Here is an 18,362-nt window from a genome sequence, read left to right on the forward strand (position 1 = left end):
GTCGCGTCGATGGCGAACGGGACCGTCATCACCTGAGCGGCCCCACGTGGCCGGCTGACCCCCTGGGCCGCCACTGGGCGCGCCAGGGCGTTCGGGGCGCGCTTCGGGTCAGGGGCGGCCGAGGAGCAGGGAGACGTTGTGGCCGCCGAAGCCGAAGGAGTTGACGAGGGCGCTGTCCCAGTGGCCGGGGCGGGCTGTGCCTGTGACGACGTCGAGGCCGACGTCGGGGTCGAGGTCCTGCACGTTGCGGGTTGGTGGCACGGTGCCGTCGCGCAGAGAGAGGAGCGCGGCGATGGCACTCAGGGCGCCGGATGCGCCGAGGAGGTGCCCGGTCATGGATTTGGTGGCGGTCACCGCGGGGTGGGTGCCCAGCGCGGCGGCGATCGCGTGGGCTTCCGCCACGTCACCCTGCGGTGTGGAGGTGGCGTGGGCGTGCACAATGCCCACGTCGCCCGGGGCCGTGTCCGCATCGCGGAGCGATCGCCGGATGGCGCGCACCTGCCCGGCCGCGTCGGATGCCGTGATGTGGGAGGCGCTGGAGCTGATGCCGGCGCCGAGCAGTCGGCCGTGGGGCGCCTCCACGCCGCGGGCGCGCGCGTGGTCGGCCCGCTCCAGGACGACGATCGCGGCGCCCTCGCCCAGGACGAAGCCGTTGCGCCCGGTGTCGAAGGGGCGGCAGGCGTGCGTGGGGTCCTCGTTGTCGGGCGACAGCGCCATCATGCGGGCGAAGGCGGCCATGGTCAGGGGCAGGACACTCGCCTCCACGCCGCCGGCGATGACCATGTCGGCGCGCCCGGCGCGAATGAGGTCGAGACCGAGGGCGAGGGCTTCGGCCCCGGAGGCGCAAGCGCTCACGGGGGCGTGCACGCCGGCGAGGGCACCGAACTCCAGGCTCACCCAGGCGGCGGGGCCGTTGGCCATCAGCATGGGCACCGCGTAGGGGGAGACGCGCCGGGGGCCGCCGGTCGCCAGGACGCGGTTCTGGTCGAGGAGTGAGCCGACGCCGCCGATGCCGGTTCCGATCGCCACGGCCAGGCGCTCAGGGTCCACGTCGGGTGTCCCTGCGTCGGCCCAGGCATCGCGGGCGGTGGCGAGCGCCATCTGCTCGCAGCGGTCGAGCTTGCGGGCCGCAGTGCGCTCCAGGGACGCAGCGGGGTCGTTTCGCAGCTGGGCGGCGATGCGGACCGGAAGGTCCTCCGCCCAGTCCTCCTTGAGCTCGTCGATGCCGTTCTCGGCCGCCCGCATGGCCGACCAGGTCGCGGTGACATCGGCTCCGAGGGGCGTCATCGCGCCCAGGCCCGTCACCCAGGCGTCAGTGGTGCTCGACTGCATGGTCGTGGACGCTATCCAACATACTGGTTGGTTTGCAATCCAACTTCACGCGCCCACCATCCTGTTCTCAGGAGGTTTGCCCTGACTTGGCCGAGTCTTTGCGCTCGCTCATGTGGTAGTGAAAACCAACTGGTTGGATGGACATGCGCTAGCCTCTTGGTATGCCGATGAGGAGCCGCTCGGAAGACACCCGGGCCCGATTGCTGGCGGCCGCCCGCTCCGAGTTCGCCGCGCACGGCATGAGCGGCGCGCGCGTCGACCGCATCGCCGAGCACGCCGGAGTGAACAAGGAACGTATCTACGGCCACTTCGGCAGCAAGGAGTGCCTGTTCGCCGCCGTGGTCGCGGAGGCTCTCAGCGAGCACGCCGCCAAGGTCGGACTCCCGTGCGGAGACCCCGGTGAGTTCGCGGGGCGGGTCTTCGATTTCCATCGGGAGAACCCTGAGCTGACGAGGCTGATGATGTGGGAGGCGCTCCACTACGGGGCCGGCCCTCTCCCCGACGAGGACCTTCGGCGCGGGCACTACGCACGCAAGGCCGCGGCCCTGGCCGAGGCGACCGGCGCCCCACTCGACGACAGGGCGGCCGCGAGCACCTTTCTGGCCGTCATCGGCATCGCCGTCTGGCCACTCGCCTTTCCCCAGATGACGCGCCTCGTCCTGGGGTCCAACGCGGAGGACCCGGCGCATCTGCGCGCCTACGTCGTATCCCTGGCCCGGAAGCTGTCGGCCTGACCCCTGGGGCGGGGGCGGCAGCCCTTTCCGACGGGGACCTGCCCACACACGATGAAGCCCCCGAAGCCTCGGCATCGGGGGCGTCAGCGGCAGGGGCTAGAAGCGCCCTTTCCGGAGCGTGCGAAGGAAGGCGCGCCACTCGGCGGCCCCGAAGGTGAGATGGCCGAGGGAGCGGTTCTGCGTGTCGCGGATGGCCGCGCCGTGGGGAAGGTCGGCCACCTCGACGCACGCGCTCTCGTTGGGGCTGTAGCTGGACTTGCGGAAGTTCAGTGCTGAACGCATCTTGCCTCGTCAATCAATGAATCGCCGCAGGAAAGCGATCGAATCCGCCTTGGACAGCGCGTCCATGCAGACGTGATCGAATGCTGTCCGGTATCCCGCGACTTGTGCTGGTTCTTCCAGATATAGCCCCTCGGATCGGGTCTCCAAATAGACGATCGAGGGGTCTCGCTCGTCGGCGTAGTCGAGGATGACCATCGATCCGTGGGTGGAAGCGTGCAACCCGACCGAAATCGGCAGGACCTGAACCGCCTCCGAGTTCACCGCCTCCGAGTTCACCGCCTCCGCCTGCTCGATGAGGTGTCGGAACTGGCCGTCGGCGATATCGGGCATTACCGCGAGCCGTAGAAGCACATGCTCATCGATGACCGCCCGCAGATCAGGGGCATCCGTACGACGCAGGATCTCCTGGCGCTGCATTCTGGCGGCGGCCATGCGGTCGATCTCTTCCTCGGTTCGTGCTGGACTCGTACGCGAGACCGCTGCGGCGTACTCGGCCGTCTGCAGCAAGCCCGGGATGACAATGGGCTGGTAGGAGGAGATGACCGAAGCCTCGGCTTCGAAGGCTGCGAAGAAGTCCCCGAAGACATCGCCGTACTCATGCCACCAGCCTCGCTCCTTCGACCGGCGACCCAGGCCGAGGCCACCGGCCGCTACGGGACGCGGTTCCGCTGCACCTACCGGGAGCAGATCCCGCCCCGCATCGCCGGCAAGCGGCGCGCCCACACCTACACCGTGACCATGTTCCACGGCTCCGGCGGCGCCTCCTGCTACCACGTCCGCGAGGTCACCCCCGACCTCGCCCAGGTCCAGGCCCACCTGGCCCGGGTGCGAACCGACCGCGGCTGACGCCCCCCGACCGGTCGCCCGGCCCCGCGGAGGGGGCAGGGCCGGGCGATCACCCCTCTCCACCGATGATCACGGCAATCAGGAGCCGATTCTGTCCGTCGAAGCCGAAGGCGTTGGACGACACCTCTCCCCGGGGCTTCCTTGGCCGGTCAGTCGAGGTAGTCCTGTGGCCCCCCGTCTCTGACCACGTCCAGCGTGACACAGTGGAAGCCACCGCCCAGGACACGCGAGTGCCGCAGGACCAGAGGGATGGCGGTGATGCCGTGCCGTTCCAGAACTCGGATGAGCTCGGTCTGTGTCCCGTCGACGACAGCGGTCTCCTCATCCACCATCAGGAGGTTCATGCCGACCCACGGCGTGCTGAGCGTGTGCGGCACAGCGGTGGGCTCGACTCTCATCGGGGGTGACCAGATCACATCCCAGCCCTTGAACAGGTCCGGGATCGTGTCCGGCGTGATCCGTTCGGGGTTGAGCAACACCAGGCCAGGGCGGAGCAGAGCGATGGTGCTGTCGATGTGGGTGCCGTCGTAGATACCTCGCATGGGATGGACACGGATGTCACCCAGCAGCCGCATGGTCGACTCCAGCCAGCGCAGCCCCATCTCGTTGCCGCTGCGGGAGACCTGGTAGAAGACGTCCCTGCCGAGCCTGAGGCAGTTGGCCGCCTCGAAGGCGGGCTCGGCCTCCCCGAGTAGGGGGAACCCGTCCTGGTCGTACTCGTACAGGGTGTCATCGAGCCTGGGCCGCGGAGCCGCGAACCAGTGCGCGCCCTGTAGGAGGTAGTCCTGAAACAGCGGGCGCAGCCCCAACGCCTCGAAGTAGCGGGCCCGCATGGGGCTGGGACTCTCGATGATGGCGCTACCGACCACGAGGGTCAGATCACGAGGGCAGTAGGAGCTGCGGCCCGAAGTCCGCCAGGTGAGCCCTCCGTATTCGAGACCGTGGTCGACGGCTGCGGGCTGATGGACGGTGATGCCGAGTTTTCGGAGAGTGTCCACCAGTACGGACAGGTCCTCATTGGACTCCTCGACGATGTGGTGTGGATAGCATCCCGTTTCGATCCCGGCCAACTCGGCGGGGGATAGGTCCGGATAGCAGTTCAACCATGCCGAGGGATCGGTTTGGTCGGGGATCCGGGCATGGGTCGCGTCACCCACGATCACCTCCCGCAGAGTGGTGAACTCGTCCCAGGAGTGGACGGGCGCCTTGCCGGAGGGAGAGTCCGATCCCTCCGAGGACGCGATGGCGCTGTGGTTCATGCGCTTGTCTCCGGGAGCCTGACGGATAGGGGTTCGGCGATGCGCTCCTCGTAGCGGTGCGCTTCGTTGATGTTCTCGGCGACCACGCAGTAGGTGACGCGCCCCAGAGCCTGGGTGTAGTCGGCGGTGGCCACGACACCCGTCCGGGTGAGCGGGTCGTATGCGAGGCCCGCCTCCTCCAGCCGACGCACGGCATCGGAGAAGGAGGGGGCCTCCCACTGCCCCGCACGCTCCAGGAACACCCTGGTGGACCGGTGCTCTTCGCCCACAACGCGGTCGATCAGGTTGACGTGCAGGTGAGTGGAGGCGGTGAGTCGCCCATTGACCTCGGTGAAGACCAGTTCACCGGAGGGGGTCCGGATGGCGTCCGCGCACAGCGTGCCCCGGTATCCCATGGCGCGGAAAGGTTCACAAGCGCGCTTGCCGAGCTCGGCGAGTCGATCGAGTTCGGGGGGACCGACCGACTGGGGCGGGATGACCTCGCCGGTGGCCACCGGTTCCATCAGGATTTCCCCCATGCCGCGGAGCACGCAGTCCTCGTCGGTGACGTCGAACTCCGCGTAGACCGTCACCGAGCCGGTGAAGTAGCGCTCGATGACCAGGCTGTGTCCCTTGTACCCGGTCAGCCAGGACCAGCGGTCCTCCACATAGCGCCGTACGGCCAACCTGTCGGGCAGCACGACCACATTGCCGGCACCGGCCGCGCGCACATTCCCGGATCGGCTGAGGATCTCGTTGCCGAGTCCGCCGCCCGCGAACTGCTGCTTGGCCATTACCTCGAATCCCTGGTCCAGGATGGAGGTGATCGCGTTCTCGGCGTGCTCGGGCCGGTCCGTGATCACACCGGGTGCTATGGGAATGCCGTTGCCCGCTGCCACGGCTCGGAACACCGTCTTGCTGTTGGCCAAGGAGTCGCCTCCCTGGGCGCTGAAGGCGAAGCCCGGCAGGGCCCCCTCGATACCCACGGCCGATGCCAGCCCTGTGATCGACAGGTCGCTGTACGTGCACACGACGTGATCGACCGGATCATCGGCGATGGCTTTCTTCAAAGCCGTGTGGAAGATCGGGTCGAGGAGGCGATCACCCGTGAGAATGTGTGAGCCCCAACGTCCTGGGGGAGGAACCACGATTCTCAGCGACGCGGCATCGACCCCGGTCAGCGCGGTAACGTAAGCCATGAAACCAGGCGTCGGCGGAGAGGGCAGGACCACCACGTCGTTGTTCTCCGCATACCACAGTATGCGCTGTGCCCCCAGGCCGAATGCCCGCATTTTTTCCTCGGGGATCCTGTCCAGGTCGCCCACCATTTCCTCGGGGGCGTTCACGATGATCATCTTGGACATGGAGTTCTCCTCTTCGTGCGGGGATCGTCTTCCGATCGGCGAGCGGAAAAGAGAGACTGCGTATCATCCTCGGAGATCAGGGGGTGGCCTGTTCGTCCTGATCCTGCTTGCTTTCACGAAACGCTGTCGCCGCCGTTCTGAGGAGCAGCGACAATATGCCCAGGGACGTGATGCAGGCAGCGGACAGGAGAAGGGTGCCCTGTGCACCGAGCAGGAGGATGAGAGGCGCTCCCATCATGGCGCCGACGGGAGTGGCGACACTGATGACCGCGCTGCGGGCGGCCAGGACCTGGGGCAGTGCCGAGGGCGGGGCCGACGCCTGGAACAGGGCTGTCGTGGTGGAGGGGAACGGTCCCCAGAAGAGCCCGCACACGCCGAAGGAGGCCCAGGCGACGAGCACGGGAAAACCCAGGCCGAGCGGTATCAGTGAGAGGCCGAATCCCAGAACGATGACGATCGTCGTGGGAAGCATCGGCAGGTTGCGCAAGTAGCCGGTGAGAAGCGCGCCCACGACGGCGCCGACACCGAAGGCCGTGTAGAAGCCGGCGAGCGTGGTCGCGGAGGCCTCCAGGTCCTCCACCACGTACAGGGGGATGGCCACACTGGAGGGCCCGAAGAAGAGGAAGAAACCGAAGGAGAGCACCACCAGGCCGAGCAGGCCGGGGTCGCGACCGATGGTCCTGAGTCCCTCGGAGCGAGAGGCGCCGGCCTTGACCCCGCTCCTCTCCGCATCCCTGGGTACCGCGAACCGGTAGGTGGCGGCGAGGACCGCGAAGGAGAGCGCCACGATGGCCAAGACGTGCTCAGGCCCTCCCTGTTCGATGACCAGGGCGGCCAGGAGCGGGCCGACGACCGTGGACAGCTCCAGCATCACGTTGACGACGGAGTTCCCGGCCAGGTGGTGTTTCTTGTCGAGCAGCTCGGAGAGCATGGTGTAGCGTCCGGCCTTGCCCCAGGCGCTCAAGATGGAGGAGACGCCGAGGAGCAGCACGTACAGCAGGATGCTCAACGCGTCGAAGACGTGGAAGATGGGAATCGCCAGCAGTGCTGCGGCGCGCAGGAGGGCGTCCCACCCCGCCAGCTGCGCTCCGCTTCGTCCGTTGAGCAGCCCGCCCAGGACGAAGGCTCCGACCGCGCCGGGCAGGGTGTAGGCGGCGACCGCAGCTGCGACCCAGGCCGCCCGCTGATCGGCAGGGGCGAGTTCCATCGCCAGCCAGCTGACAGCGACGGCGCTCATCCCCCCGCCGAGTGCGGAGACCCCGATGCCAGGTAGGACCCGTCGGAGAAGAGGATGGGTCAGTACGGGCCAGTAGGGGGATCTCCTGGCTGCTCGTACCACCATTGACTTCATAGAGGTCCTCAAGGTCGTTATCGGGTTCCCTGGGTTTCCGGCGTCCGGGCCGAACCCGACGTCGGCAGGAGGGCGGAGTGAGGAGGAAACAATTCCGCTCCGCCCTCCTCGGTTGTTCTTCTGTTTACTTCGCGGGTGAGGTCGGATTTATCGTTAGAAGGGCATGGTCATTGTCGAACCCTCCGATCGCGGTGTAGGGAAAAGAGCACATCGGGGTGTGCTCGGGGAACTTTAATGTTCGGGGGGCGTGAATGGCAAGGTGTCTTCGGTGTGCCCGGATCTTCACCGATCGTGATTGCCGGGCCTGGGCGAAGTGGCTGAAATTTCGTCCGGGCGCGGTGGCTGCCGGGGTATGGCTGGGCCATCCTCGGGTGTGTGCCTTGGGGCGGGTCGGCCCAGGTTCGGCGGGATCTCAAGAACGGTGACCATGCAATCCTAGAATTGGCAGCACGTTCAAGAGGGATGGTGTGGCCGCTTATGGCCATCCCCTCCTCTTCGCTCATGTCCGCTCGGGAGCGCTGACGTGATCCCGGTGAATTTGACGTGGGACTAGAGCGCAGCGATAAAACCGAAGTGAAAGATGTCCGTATTCCGGGTGTTGCCGCAGAGCCCTCGTTGTGGTTCGATCGGTCTCTCTCTGACCTCTCTGACCTCTCTGACCTACTCGTCGTCGAAGGCACCGGTGCCACGCACGACGGCGTCGGCGCGCCGGTGGTCGGCGTCGAGCCGGACGCCGGCGCCGACACCCGGAAATCGCTATCCGCAGGCGAACGGGTGCGGATCCCGGCGCCGACCACGATCGCCGACGGGCTACGCCACACCACCCCCGCGCAGGTGCCGTTTGCCATCCCGGACACTGGCGCAGTGGCGCGGCGGGGCCGGAAAGCGTGTTCTGGATGTCTTTCGGTCCGTCTGGAGCGGTGATCATGGGTTCGCATCTGGTGGCGTCTGGTTTGTCGGACTGAATCCCATGGTCGTTGCGCAGCCTCATGCGCGAACAGTGGCGAATCGGGCGTCAGGGGGCGCCCCGCCCCGCACCCGGCCGCAGACAAGGCCGCTCAGTGGACCGCTTGCCCCCACCTGCCGTGACCTGGTGTTCCCCGGTGTCCGGGGTCAGCCTGTCGGCCGGTCCAGGGACCGGCGGCTGGGGGAAGCCGTCTGTGCGGAGGCGGGGCGCGCGATGCACGGGCACGGTGGCCACTGCTGGCGAACGGAGAAGCCGGAGCCTCGCGCGATGCGCGAGACCCCGGCTGACCTGCGGAGGATCGGGGATTTGAACCCCGGAAGGGATCGCTCCCTAACCGCATTAGCAGTGCGGCGCCATAGACCTGACTAGGCGAATCCTCCTGGCAGCCCTAAGCGTACAGAGTGCGGGGGTGGACGTGCAAAACGAATGCGCGCGGCGGTGGGGGCCGGTCGCCGGGGCGGTCCGGGGCGGTTCAGGACATGGCGCGTTCGATGGCGAGATCGGCGTCGAGGCGCAGCTTGGCGACGGCGCGAGAGAGGGTGCTCTTGACCGTGCCGATCGTGACGCCGAGCTGTTCGGCGATCTGGGCCTCGGACATGTCCTCGTAGTAGCGCAGCATCACCGTGGCCCGCTGCCGCTCCGGGAGGCGGTCCACGGCGCGGTGGACCACGTCGGCGAGGTCGCTCTTCCACGTGGGGTCGTCGACCTGCTGCTCGGGAATCTCCTCGGTGGGGAAGATCTCCAGGTGCTTGCGCCGCCACTCCGAGATCTGGGTGTTGACCATGGCCCGGCGCACGTACCCGTCGCGCGCGCCGGGGCTGTTGATCCGGTCCCACGCGAAGAAGGTCTTGAGCAGGGCGGCCTGCAGCAGGTCCTCGGCGTCGGCACGGTTGCCCGTCAGTGATCGCGCCATCCGCAGCAGGGTCGGGCCACGCTCGTCGACGTAGCCGGAGAACTCCTCGTACCTGGTTCGCCGCGTCGTGTCTTTCACACGGACCACCGATCCGGGCTCGCGACCACATCGTGCCGCCCGTTCGGGTGGTTGCGTGGTCTCGGTTACGCGTCCGCCCTTGTGGGCCTCGACGTGGTCTCGGTCACATTCTTCACCTTGTTCCTCACTGTTGCACGCGTTACGTAATGATCAGATCTCTTTCGCATCATGTTCGAACAAACGCGGAGTATGGGGCGGAACCGGCAGTAACCAGCCCGTGGGGGATCCCGTACGCCACCCGGCGCGCGTTTCGCGTCCGACCCTCCGGGCGTTTCGCACCGGCCGTAACCCGGGATCGGTCACGAAAACCGCTCTGACCGGCGTGTTCCGCCCTGACCTGGGAACGGATCGCGAAAATGGAACGGGGCACGGCGGAACAGGAGGGGCGATGTCAGTAGATGTAGGGGACCGGAGACGGCTCGCCACGGCCGTCCTCGGTGAGGACGCGGTGCCGACGGCCGATGCGCTGCCGACCCGGGTGGCGCGCGGGGTCGTCCTCGACATCACCCCGCACATGCTGCGCATCGCGACCCCCCGAGGTGAGGAGCCCTTCCTCTTCGAGCGCTCCACCCGGATCTGGCGCGGCGGCGACGTCGACTTCGCACAGCTGCGCCCCGGCGACGACGTGGTCATCCGATGTGCCCACGGCGGGCGCTGGGTGGCCGAACGCGTCTGGGCGCAGATCGCCCGCGTCACCGGCGTGATCACCGCCCGTGACGGCGACGCGCTGGAGGTCGACGAGGGCCACGGCCGCCCGCGCCGCACCGTCGTCATCCCCTACCGCTCCTCGGGCCGTATCGGGGTGCGCCACCCGGTCCTGGAACCCGGCTACCTCTTCGACGCCATCGGCCAGTGGCACGACGGCACCGTGCACGCGCTGATACCGGCCACCACCCAGGCCCCCCACCCGGTCGACGAGGCCCCGCGCCGCCCGCGCGTCTACCGCTTCCCCGGCGCGGTGTCGGGCACCATCGGCTGGTACGACCCGGCGCTGGGCCGCTCGACGCACGTCAACCCGCTCGCCCGCGCGGCGGGCGCCGCCTACCCGGCACTGGACCCCGCCGCGGACTGCGGCGTGGAGTGCGACCGCGGGGAGAGCTGCGGCCCGCTGCCGCTCCTCTCCCTCGGCACGACGTTCACACTGCGCAATGACTGCACGGGCGGATCCGCCGCGATCCCGGTCCTCTCCTGCGGATCGGCCGCCGGCCGCTTCTGTGACCGCTGCACGGCCTGTGAGAGCGACGCCAGCGGGCGCATCGCCCAGCTGACCCTGATGAGCTTCGTGGCTCTCGGCGGCAGCCCGGAGTCCGGATGCTTCAACGCGACGCTGACGGTGGGGTGACGAGACGATGCTCGTGATCGATGCGATCAACGTGACCGACGCGGCCGGAGTCGCGGCCGCGGGCGACGTGGTGCAGGTCGTGCGCGAGATCCAGCTGCCGGTCCTGGCCCTGGTCCTCCTCCTCGGCGCGGTCGCCAAGTTCGCCGACCGGTCGGGGCAGGGGCGCGGGCCCACGGCGCTGCTGCCGTCCCGCTTCCAGCGCCGCTTCGAGCTGGCCAACGGCTCGCTCGAAGCCGTGCTCGCCGTCGGGCTGCTCACACTCGCCGCGCTGCCGGGCGACATCGCGCGGGGCGCCACGGCGGTGCTGTTCGTCCTGGCGGCACTCCTGCTGCTCCGGCTGCGCCAGCGCGACCCGGAGCTGGGCTGCGGCTGCTTCGGGGGGCTGAGCACGACCCCGGTGGGCTGGCGTGCGATCGTGCGGGCGCTGGTCTTCGCCGCCGCGGCCGCGGCCACCCTCGGCCTGGAGTCCACCGGTGCCGTCGTCCTCGCCGCCCCCACCCCCACGCACCTGGTCGCCATCGGGGTCGAGGTGGCGCTGCTCGCCCTCCTCTCCCCGGAACTCCGGGAGCTGGCGCTGCGCGTGGTCCAGGGGGAGCCCTGCGAACTGCGCGAGGTGCCGCTGCGGCGCACCCTGTCCCGATTGCACGCAAGCGACGTCTGGCGGGCCAACACCGCCCTGCTCGACGACCCCTCCGCGGGCCCGGTGGACGTGTGGCGCCACGCGTGCTGGCGCTTCGTCCGGTTCGCGGGCACACGGGACGGCCGACCGGTGGACGTCGTGTTCGGCGTGCACGTGAAGGGGCGCCGTCCTCCGGTCCGCGCGGCCATCAGCGACGCCGAGACCGGGGAGACCCTGGCGACGCTGGGCGAGGTGGCGGCCCGGTCGGCGCTGGCCGCGCCGGGTGAGCGGGAGATCTCCCAACTGCCCGACTCGGTGATCCCGGTGGAGAACCCCGCGAAGACCGCGTCCGGCTGAGGACCGCTTGGCGGAGTGGGAAGGCGGGGTCGTGATAGGGACGTGGGGGCGCGTCCGACCCCGCGCGGCCCTACCGCCGCCAGGCCGAACGAGTGCGCTGCCGGGACCGCGCCACCCACGTCCGATCAATTCGAACGCCAGTTCGATTGGTCCTGACTCTAGTGCATCTCCGCCTTCAGCGCCACCGGGCCCCGGTCCCGCCGCGGGGGTCACCGGGGGAAGACAAGGTCCTCGCGCTCCACCGCCGCTTCGGTGAACGCCTTCAGTGTCTCCTCGTAATCCCTGTCCTCGTCGATACCGAAGATGGTGGTGATCCCCAGGTTGTCCCCGTTGCGGTAGAGGAGGCTGTACAGCAGCAGCGTCTCGTCGGTGTCCTCCTCCTCGCCCGCCGTCTCGGTCACCACCCCGTAGGCGCGGGACGCGTCGGCCACATCCTCGATGTCGAGCCCGTCCACCCGGTAGGACACGGTGCCGTCCTCCTCCTCGAACTTCCCCTCGTAGCTCTCGCACTCGTCCGGCAGTGGGGCGTCGACCACCTCCTGGGCGGCCGCCTCGCCCGTGGCGATCAGCATGTGCGCGATCGTGTCCTCCCCGCGGAGGAAGGTCGCCAGCGCCGTGGGCGCCTCGCGGACCTCCGGCAGGCGCCCCCACCGGCTGGCCGCGTCCAGGCACTCGTGCTGGTCCAGCCCGGCGGATTCGCGCAGCTCCTCGGTCTGCCGGACGGTGGCGAGGCGGGAGTAGGTGCCCTGCTCGCTCTGCTCGGGGAGGACCTTGGCGTCGCCGAACTGCACGAGCTGCGCGTCGCGCAGCTTGGCCGCCTCCTTGGCGTTGGGGTCGTCGGACTCCTCGCCGCCGAGCATGGGGCTACAAGCGGTGAGTGCGCCGGCAAAAATTGTGGCGCCGAGTCCTAGTGCGACGACCGTGCGTAGCGAACGCGGGTACTCCATGGTGCTATTTCCTCTTCTGTGCGATATTGCCGCTGAGGTCCGAGTGGGCGTTTTCGGCGGGTCATCGCCGTGCGTATCCTTGGACTTGCACAGAGTATCGAGGAAGGACAATGGTGTCGGAGCGGAATTCGTCGTATTTCCGGGCTGTACTTAGTTCCATCCCCGCCTACGTACCGGGCCGAAAAGTCGTCGGTCCCGACGGGCGGTCGGTGAAGCTCTCCTCCAACGAGAGCCCCTACGGTCCGCTGCCCTCGGTCCTCGACGCCGTGGCCGCGGCCGCCACCGAGATCAACCGCTATCCCGACACCGGGGCCACCGCCCTCACCGGTGCCCTGGCCACCCGGTTCGGCGTCCCCGACGACCACGTGGCCGTCGGCGCCGGCTCCGTGGGCGTGCTCCAGCAGCTCCTGGAGGCCACCTCCGAGCCCGGGGCCGAGGTCGTCTACGCCTGGCGCTCGTTCGAGGCCTACCCGCTGCTCGCCGACCTGGCCGACGCGACGTCGGTGCGCGTGCCCCTGCGCGACGAGACCCACGACCTCGACGCGCTCGCCGACGCCATCACCGACCGAACGCGCATGGTCCTCGTCTGCAACCCGAACAACCCCACCGGAACCACCGTGCGCGAGGCCGAACTGCGGGCGTTCCTGGACCGCGTCCCCGACCACGTCCTGGTGGTCCTGGACGAGGCCTACCGCGAATACGTCCGCGACCCCCAGGTCCCCGACGGCCTCGACCTGTACCGCGACCGCCCCAACGTCGCCGTGCTGCGCACCTTCTCCAAGGCCTACGGCCTGGCCGCGCTGCGCGTGGGCTTCCTCATCGGCCACCCGCACGTCGCGTCCGCCGTCCGCAAGACCATGGTGCCGTTCGCCGTCAACCACCTCGCCCAGGCCGCCGCGCTCGCCTCGCTGGAGGCCGAGAACGAGCTGCTGGAGCGCGTGGAGCGCACCGTGAAGGAGCGCGGCCGGGTGCGCGACGCCCTGCTCGCCGACGGCTGGGCGGTCCCGCCCACCGAGGCGAACTTCGTCTGGCTGCGGATGGGCGAGGCCACCCTCGACTTCGCCGCCGCGTGCGAGGCCGCCGGTGTGGCCGTGCGCCCGTTCGCCGGAGAGGGCCTGCGGATCAGCATCGGCACGCCGGAGGACGACGACGCCTTCCTGGCCGCCGCCCAGGCCTATCCGACCCGCAACACGGGCTGAGTGCCCAACGGCCGCCCGCGGTGCGCGCCGCGGGCGGCGAGCACGGCACCACCCGTCCGGGAACGCGGCGAGACGACGCAGGGGGCGGGCCGCGGTGCACACCGCGGCCCGCCCCCTGCGCGGACGTGGTCGCGCCGCCGACCGGCTCGACCTCGCGCCACCGGGCTACTTCCCGGCCTTGTCCTTGTCCAGCTTCTCCACGATGAGCCGGTACAGCTGGCGCGGACGCCCCGGCTGCAGCGTGCGGTTGGGCGGCAGCGGCCAGGCCAGCCCCTCCTCGACGAGCGTGCGCAGCAGCCGCCGCGCGGTACGCGGGGTGACCCCGAGCATCCGCCCGGCGTTCTCCGCGTCGACCACCAGCGGGCCGTCCTCCTCGGCGATCTTCTCCGAAAGCCGCACCAGGGTCTCGCGGCCCTTGGTCCGCAACGGCTCCGCCGACTGGCGTTGCGGCGCCCGCTGCGCGGGGACCAGCGAACGGCCCTCCCGATCGACCGCGAAGCTCTGCCGGGTCGCCTGCGCCCGGCTCAGCGCCGCACGGGCGTGGGTCTCGGCGTCCTGCGTGGTGCGCCCCATGCCGATGCCGACCTCGATCGCGATGCCGAGCTCGGTCTTGATCCGCTCCACGAACGGCGGTTGGCGGAACCCCTCCGTGGCCGACACCAGCGATCCCCGCGTCGCGGTGATCATGAAGGTGTGGTCGTCCACCGGGTGGGCCGCCGCGTTGATCCGGTGCGCCTCCTGCAGCAGCAGCCGGTGCAGGGCCAGCCGCAGCTCGTCGCGCCAGTAGCGCGGCGTGGAGCGCCGGGTGGAGTCGCGCAGTGTCGGGACGTCGACGATCACCACCCCCAGCTGCGCCTCCTCCAACCGGTGGTGCGCACCGAGCAGACCGGCGGTCTGCAGGGCGCTGCGCACACCGGCGTTGGTCGGGCGGAGCCGGATCACCGGAACCCCGATCGCCTCCAGCCGCTCGGCCACACCCCGGACACAGGTGATGGCCATCCGGGTGGCCTTGCGCCGCCACAGCCCCTCGTGGAACGAGGTCAGCTGTGCCGTACTGGTCAGCTCCTCATGCACGTGGATGCCGTCGACGGGCAGGTCCACCTCGGAGTAGGCCTCGACGACGTCGGCCCGGCCGAGGACGTCGAGGCTGGCCCGGGTCGGTTCGAATCTCTCGTCCAACGTGGCCCGCAGGAGGGCCTCGTGCAGGCTGGCCCCGCCCAGCGGCACGTAGGTGGCGGGCATGGTCAGCACACCCGCCTTACGTGCGAACTCATAGGGGACGGGGCTCGCGAACAGATAGGCGTCGATCGCTGACCCGAGGCGCAGTACCTTGTCGGTCGCCTCTTGCTCGTCTCGATAGGCGGCGGCGATGAGTCTGGCGTTGAGCGGGCCGGTCGACCCCGGCCCCATGAGCATGATGCGCTCCACCACCTCATGCGGCCCAATGACACCAATTGTCAAATCGCCAGTACGCTGCGCACTCACCTCGGGCTGCTCCCCGCTACCATTCCACGCTCTTCACTATGTGCGCCCACTGGTTTCCCGAACCTGTTTCTGTCACGGCATGATTGCCGCGATCGTACCCATTGTGCGGGGCGGATGAAGATCGTTTCACACAGAACGCTGAAAGCCTGGACGGAAGATCGGCCTCCCACCCCGCTGTGAACTGGGCATTCGTCGCTTATGCCCCGCTTTCGCGGGTGACATCGGCGCCCAAAGCGGCCAGTCGGTCGGCGAACTGAGAGTGACCGCGGTCCACCAGGTAGCCCGATGCGACGACCGTCTCACCCTCGGCCACCAACCCGGCCAGCACCAGAGCCGCCCCCGTGCGCAGATCGTGCGCCACCACGTCGGCCCCGCGCAGCGGGGTGGACGGAGAACCGTGCACGATCGCCCGGGTGCCGTCGACCTCGATCTTGGCGCCCATCTTGTTCAGCTCGTCGGCCAGCGCGAACCTGCCGTCGTAGATGGCCTCGTGCAGGTAGCTCTCCCCCTCGGCCAGGGTCGCCAGCGCCATCAGCGGCGACTGCAGGTCGGTGGCGAACCCCGGGTAGGGCGAGGTGACCGCGTTGATCGGGCGCAGCGGGGCGCCGGCGTCCCGGAGCACGTGCAGCACCGCGCCCTGCTGCGCGAACTCCACGCCCATCTGCTCCAGTTTCCAGCGCGCCACCCCCAGGTGGTCCAGGTGCGCGCCGACCAGGCTGACCTCACCACCGGTCGCGGCCGCCATCATCGCCAGCACACCCGCGTCGATCCGGTCCGACATGATCGTGTGCTCGGCCGCGCTCAGCGACTCGACGCCCTCGACCGTGATGATGCCGGTGCCCCCGCCGGAGATCTTCGCCCCCATCCGGGTCAGGAAGTCGATGACATCGAGGACCTCGGGCTCCAGCGCGGCGTGCTCGATGACCGTGGTACCCGGGGTCAGCACCGCGGCCATGATCAGGTTCTCGGTACCGGTGTGCGAGGGGGTGTCCAGGTACAGGCGGCCGCCGCGCAGGTCGGACGCGGTGATGTTGATGTGGTTGCGCTCGGGGTCCTCGGTCACCTCGGCGCCCAGCCGCGCGAACCCGCGGTAGTGGAAGTCCAGCTTGCGGCTGCCCAGATTGCACCCGCCGACGCCCTCGATGCGGGCCCGGCCCATGCGGTGCATGAGCGCCGGGACGAAGAGCACGGAGCCGCGGAAGCGGGAGGCGATGTCGGCCGGCAGTACGGCGCGCTCGGGGTCGCCGAGACCGGTGGCGTCGATCACGATCGTGCGCTCGGGCTCGTGGAACTCCACCTTGGCACCGATGTGCTCGGCGAGCTCCAGCGCGCGGCGGACGTCCTCGATGATCGGGACGTTGCGCAGCACCGTGCGCCCCTCCGACGCGAGCAGTGCCGCGCCGATCATCGGCAGGACGGCGTTCTTCGCACCCTGGATGAAGGCCGTTCCTTTGAGGGCACGGCCGCCACGGACGCGGTAACGAACCTGCTGGCCCATGCGCATGTACTCCTTCGTGTGGCGGATGAACGGTGATGATGCAGGGGTTGCCGATCGCCACAGGTCGGACGCGGGGGTCGCGCGGTGCGTTCCGGAAGGCAACGGAGGTCGGCACAGCGGTCGGCGTCGAGGACCGGCGATGACGCTCCGACGACGGGTCTCCGACACCCTGCGGGAGGGAAAGGGGGGTCGCGGCGGGGCGGCGGAGACGGGCGCGCGGAGGCGGCGTGATCGCCCGGTGGCGAGTCGACAGCAGTCCTGTGCCCGCAGGGGAAGGCGATCGCCCGCCCCGGCACAGAACGGGTACCACCCTATGTGCTCTGCGTAGCGCCCGGGGCCATCGTGGCGGGGATCACCGCGAGTGGCGATCCCCGCGCAGCAGGCGTTCGCGGGCCTGGAGGGGGCGGTGCGCCCGGGGCCGCGCCCGTGCGGGGCCCTGCGGTCCCGAAAACCCCGCAGGGCCCCGCGGAGGGCGTGCCGCCGGGAGCCCTGGCCGGCTAACCCAGCTTCGCCAGCCGGTCGAAGACCCCGCCGAGCCGCTGCACGAAGCGTTCCGGGCGGCACACCTCGTCCAGCCGCGCCTCGTCCAGCGCCACACCGCGTGCGGAGGCCTCCTCGCGCAGCGTCGCGCGGAACGCGGTGCCGGTCTCCCAGGTGCGCATCGCCGCGGTCTGCACGAGCGCGTAGACGTCCTCACGGGACATCCCGGTCTCCAGCAGTTCGGAGACGACCGTCGAGGAGTAGATCAGGCCGTTGGTGGAGTCGAGGTTCGCCTGCATCCGCTCGGCGTCCACGACCAGCCCGGTCACCAGCTTGGTGGTGAGATTGAGCAGATAGTCGGTGGCGATGGCGGCGTCCGGCAGCGAGATGCGCTCGGTGGAGGAGTGCGAGATGTCGCGCTCGTGCCACAGCGGAATGCCCTCCATGACCGGGACGATCTGCGCGCGCACGTTGCGCGCCATGCCGCAGATGCGCTCCGACATGATCGGGTTCTTCTTGTGCGGCATGGCACTGGAGCCCTTCTGGCCCTTGCCGAACGGCTCCCACAGCTCGCGCACCTCGGTGCGCTGGCCGTGCCGCACCTCCAGTGCGACGGCCTCGCACACGGTGGCCATGATCGCCAGCGAGGACACCCATTCGGAGATGCCGTCGCGCAGCACCACCTGCGTGGAGACGTCGGCCGGGCGCAGCCCCAGCTTCTCGGCGACGTACGCCTCCACCGACGGGTCGATGTTGGAGTAGGTGCCGACCGGCCCCGAGATCGCCATGACGCCGACGGCCTCGCGGGCGCGGCGCAGACGGTCGCGGGAGCGCGCCATCCCGAACGCGAAGTCGGCCACCCGGTGCCCCCACACGTCGGGTTCGCCGTGGATGCCGTGGGTGCGGCCCACGCGCAGGGTGTCCTTGTGCGCCAGGGCGTGGTCGCGCAGCGCGGCCACCAGGGTGTCGGCCTTGGCCAGCAGGATGTCGGTGGCCTCGACGAGCTGTGCCGCCAGCGCGGTGTCCAGCAGGTCGGAGGAGGTCATGCCGAAGTGGACCCAGGCGGCGGCATCGCGGGGCTCGGTGTTGTCGGCCCACGCCGTGAGGAAGGCGATGACGTCGTGCTGCGTCACGGCCTCGATCTCGGCCACCCGCTCCGGGGTGGGCGGCGGCGCCTTGCGCACCGGCTCCACCGCGTCGGCGGGAATCGTGCCCGCCTCGGCGTGTGCCTCCATCACCAGGATCTCCACCTGGCACCACAGCTCGTACTTGTGGGCGTCACTGAAGACGCGCCCGATTTCCGGAAGGGTGTAGCGCTCGATCACCCGAC

17 protein-coding genes and 1 tRNA gene are annotated in these 18,362 nt (G+C 69.6%); 6 read left to right on the top strand and 12 right to left on the bottom strand.

Annotated features, from left to right (window positions below):
* Nucleotides 1-108: 108 nt before the first annotated feature.
* Complete coding sequence (locus HNR23_RS23295; protein ID WP_184078742.1) at nt 109-1,332, bottom strand: beta-ketoacyl-[acyl-carrier-protein] synthase family protein; 1,224 nt, start codon at nt 1,330-1,332, stop codon at nt 109-111.
* Between the two features lie 161 nt (nt 1,333-1,493).
* Here HNR23_RS23295 and HNR23_RS23300 point away from each other — a divergent pair, with 161 nt between their 5' ends.
* Nucleotides 1,494-2,066, top strand: a complete 573-nt coding sequence (locus tag HNR23_RS23300) for a TetR/AcrR family transcriptional regulator (protein ID WP_184078744.1) — start codon at nt 1,494-1,496, stop codon at nt 2,064-2,066.
* A 96-nt stretch (nt 2,067-2,162) separates the two neighbouring features.
* Here the strand turns inward: HNR23_RS23300 and HNR23_RS23305 are convergent, their stop codons facing one another.
* Both HNR23_RS23305 and HNR23_RS23310 read right to left on the bottom strand, forming a co-directional pair.
* Nucleotides 2,163-2,348 carry a DUF397 domain-containing protein gene (locus HNR23_RS23305; RefSeq protein WP_184078746.1) on the bottom strand — a complete coding sequence of 62 codons (186 nt, stop codon included), beginning with the start codon at nt 2,346-2,348 and terminating at the stop codon, nt 2,163-2,165.
* 9 nt (nt 2,349-2,357) lie between these two features.
* The gene (locus HNR23_RS23310; RefSeq protein WP_221308910.1) at nt 2,358-3,035 is read right to left on the bottom strand and encodes a DUF5753 domain-containing protein; all 678 of its coding nucleotides are present in this window, start codon (nt 3,033-3,035) and stop codon (nt 2,358-2,360) included.
* Between HNR23_RS23310 and HNR23_RS23315 the strand changes: the two genes are divergently transcribed.
* On the top strand, nt 2,946-3,194 hold the full coding sequence (locus tag HNR23_RS23315) for a hypothetical protein (RefSeq protein ID WP_184078750.1): 249 nt from the start codon (nt 2,946-2,948) through the stop codon (nt 3,192-3,194). The genes HNR23_RS23310 and HNR23_RS23315 overlap by 90 nt on opposite strands.
* Nucleotides 3,195-3,343: 149 nt before the next feature.
* Here the strand turns inward: HNR23_RS23315 and HNR23_RS23320 are convergent, their stop codons facing one another.
* From HNR23_RS23320 to HNR23_RS23330, 3 genes are all read right to left on the bottom strand, one after another.
* The gene (locus tag HNR23_RS23320) at nt 3,344-4,453 is read right to left on the bottom strand and encodes a scyllo-inosamine-4-phosphate amidinotransferase (RefSeq protein ID WP_184078752.1); all 1,110 of its coding nucleotides are present in this window, start codon (nt 4,451-4,453) and stop codon (nt 3,344-3,346) included.
* Complete coding sequence (locus HNR23_RS23325; protein ID WP_184078754.1) at nt 4,450-5,796, bottom strand: preATP grasp domain-containing protein; 1,347 nt, start codon at nt 5,794-5,796, stop codon at nt 4,450-4,452. The genes HNR23_RS23320 and HNR23_RS23325 overlap by 4 nt, the downstream gene beginning before the upstream one ends.
* A gap of 76 nt (nt 5,797-5,872) precedes the next feature.
* Nucleotides 5,873-7,147: an MFS transporter gene (locus HNR23_RS23330; protein ID WP_184078756.1), complete on the bottom strand. Its 1,275-nt coding sequence runs from the start codon at nt 7,145-7,147 to the stop codon at nt 5,873-5,875.
* A gap of 543 nt (nt 7,148-7,690) precedes the next feature.
* Here HNR23_RS23330 and HNR23_RS26400 point away from each other — a divergent pair.
* The gene (locus HNR23_RS26400) at nt 7,691-8,071 is read left to right on the top strand and encodes a hypothetical protein (RefSeq protein ID WP_221308228.1); all 381 of its coding nucleotides are present in this window, start codon (nt 7,691-7,693) and stop codon (nt 8,069-8,071) included.
* A 334-nt stretch (nt 8,072-8,405) separates the two neighbouring features.
* Here the strand turns inward: HNR23_RS26400 and HNR23_RS23340 are convergent.
* Together HNR23_RS23340 and HNR23_RS23345 are read right to left on the bottom strand one after the other, a co-directional pair.
* Nucleotides 8,406-8,494 (bottom strand) — tRNA-Ser (locus HNR23_RS23340).
* Between the two features lie 92 nt (nt 8,495-8,586).
* On the bottom strand, nt 8,587-9,105 hold the full coding sequence (locus tag HNR23_RS23345) for a SigE family RNA polymerase sigma factor (RefSeq protein ID WP_184078758.1): 519 nt from the start codon (nt 9,103-9,105) through the stop codon (nt 8,587-8,589).
* A 388-nt stretch (nt 9,106-9,493) separates the two neighbouring features.
* On the opposite strand from HNR23_RS23345, the gene HNR23_RS23350 reads away from it, so the two are divergent.
* Complete coding sequence (locus HNR23_RS23350; protein WP_184078760.1) at nt 9,494-10,447, top strand: hypothetical protein; 954 nt, start codon at nt 9,494-9,496, stop codon at nt 10,445-10,447.
* Between the two features lie 7 nt (nt 10,448-10,454).
* Complete coding sequence (locus tag HNR23_RS23355; RefSeq protein WP_184078762.1) at nt 10,455-11,423, top strand: MauE/DoxX family redox-associated membrane protein; 969 nt, start codon at nt 10,455-10,457, stop codon at nt 11,421-11,423.
* A 209-nt stretch (nt 11,424-11,632) separates the two neighbouring features.
* Here HNR23_RS23355 and HNR23_RS23360 read toward each other — a convergent pair whose 3' ends face one another.
* Nucleotides 11,633-12,370, bottom strand: a complete 738-nt coding sequence (locus tag HNR23_RS23360; RefSeq protein ID WP_184078764.1) for a hypothetical protein — start codon at nt 12,368-12,370, stop codon at nt 11,633-11,635.
* A gap of 110 nt (nt 12,371-12,480) precedes the next feature.
* Here HNR23_RS23360 and hisC point away from each other — a divergent pair, with 110 nt between their 5' ends.
* A complete protein-coding gene (hisC, locus tag HNR23_RS23365) occupies nt 12,481-13,569 on the top strand; it encodes a histidinol-phosphate transaminase (protein WP_184078766.1) in 1,089 nt (362 codons plus the stop codon).
* 165 nt (nt 13,570-13,734) lie between these two features.
* On the opposite strand, the gene HNR23_RS23370 is transcribed toward hisC, so the two are convergent.
* The 3 genes from HNR23_RS23370 to purB form a co-directional block, all read right to left on the bottom strand.
* Nucleotides 13,735-15,000 (bottom strand): transcriptional regulator, encoded by a 1,266-nt coding sequence (locus HNR23_RS23370; RefSeq protein ID WP_184078768.1) that lies wholly within the window; start codon nt 14,998-15,000, stop codon nt 13,735-13,737.
* A gap of 250 nt (nt 15,001-15,250) precedes the next feature.
* Nucleotides 15,251-16,552, bottom strand: a complete 1,302-nt coding sequence (murA, locus tag HNR23_RS23375; RefSeq protein ID WP_184078770.1) for a UDP-N-acetylglucosamine 1-carboxyvinyltransferase — start codon at nt 16,550-16,552, stop codon at nt 15,251-15,253.
* A gap of 497 nt (nt 16,553-17,049) precedes the next feature.
* A complete protein-coding gene (gene purB / locus HNR23_RS23380) occupies nt 17,050-18,357 on the bottom strand; it encodes an adenylosuccinate lyase (protein ID WP_184078772.1) in 1,308 nt (435 codons plus the stop codon).
* Nucleotides 18,358-18,362 lie beyond the last annotated feature (5 nt).

It is taken from the genome of Nocardiopsis mwathae (assembly GCF_014201195.1).
GTDB lineage: Bacteria > Actinomycetota > Actinomycetes > Streptosporangiales > Streptosporangiaceae > Nocardiopsis_C > Nocardiopsis_C mwathae.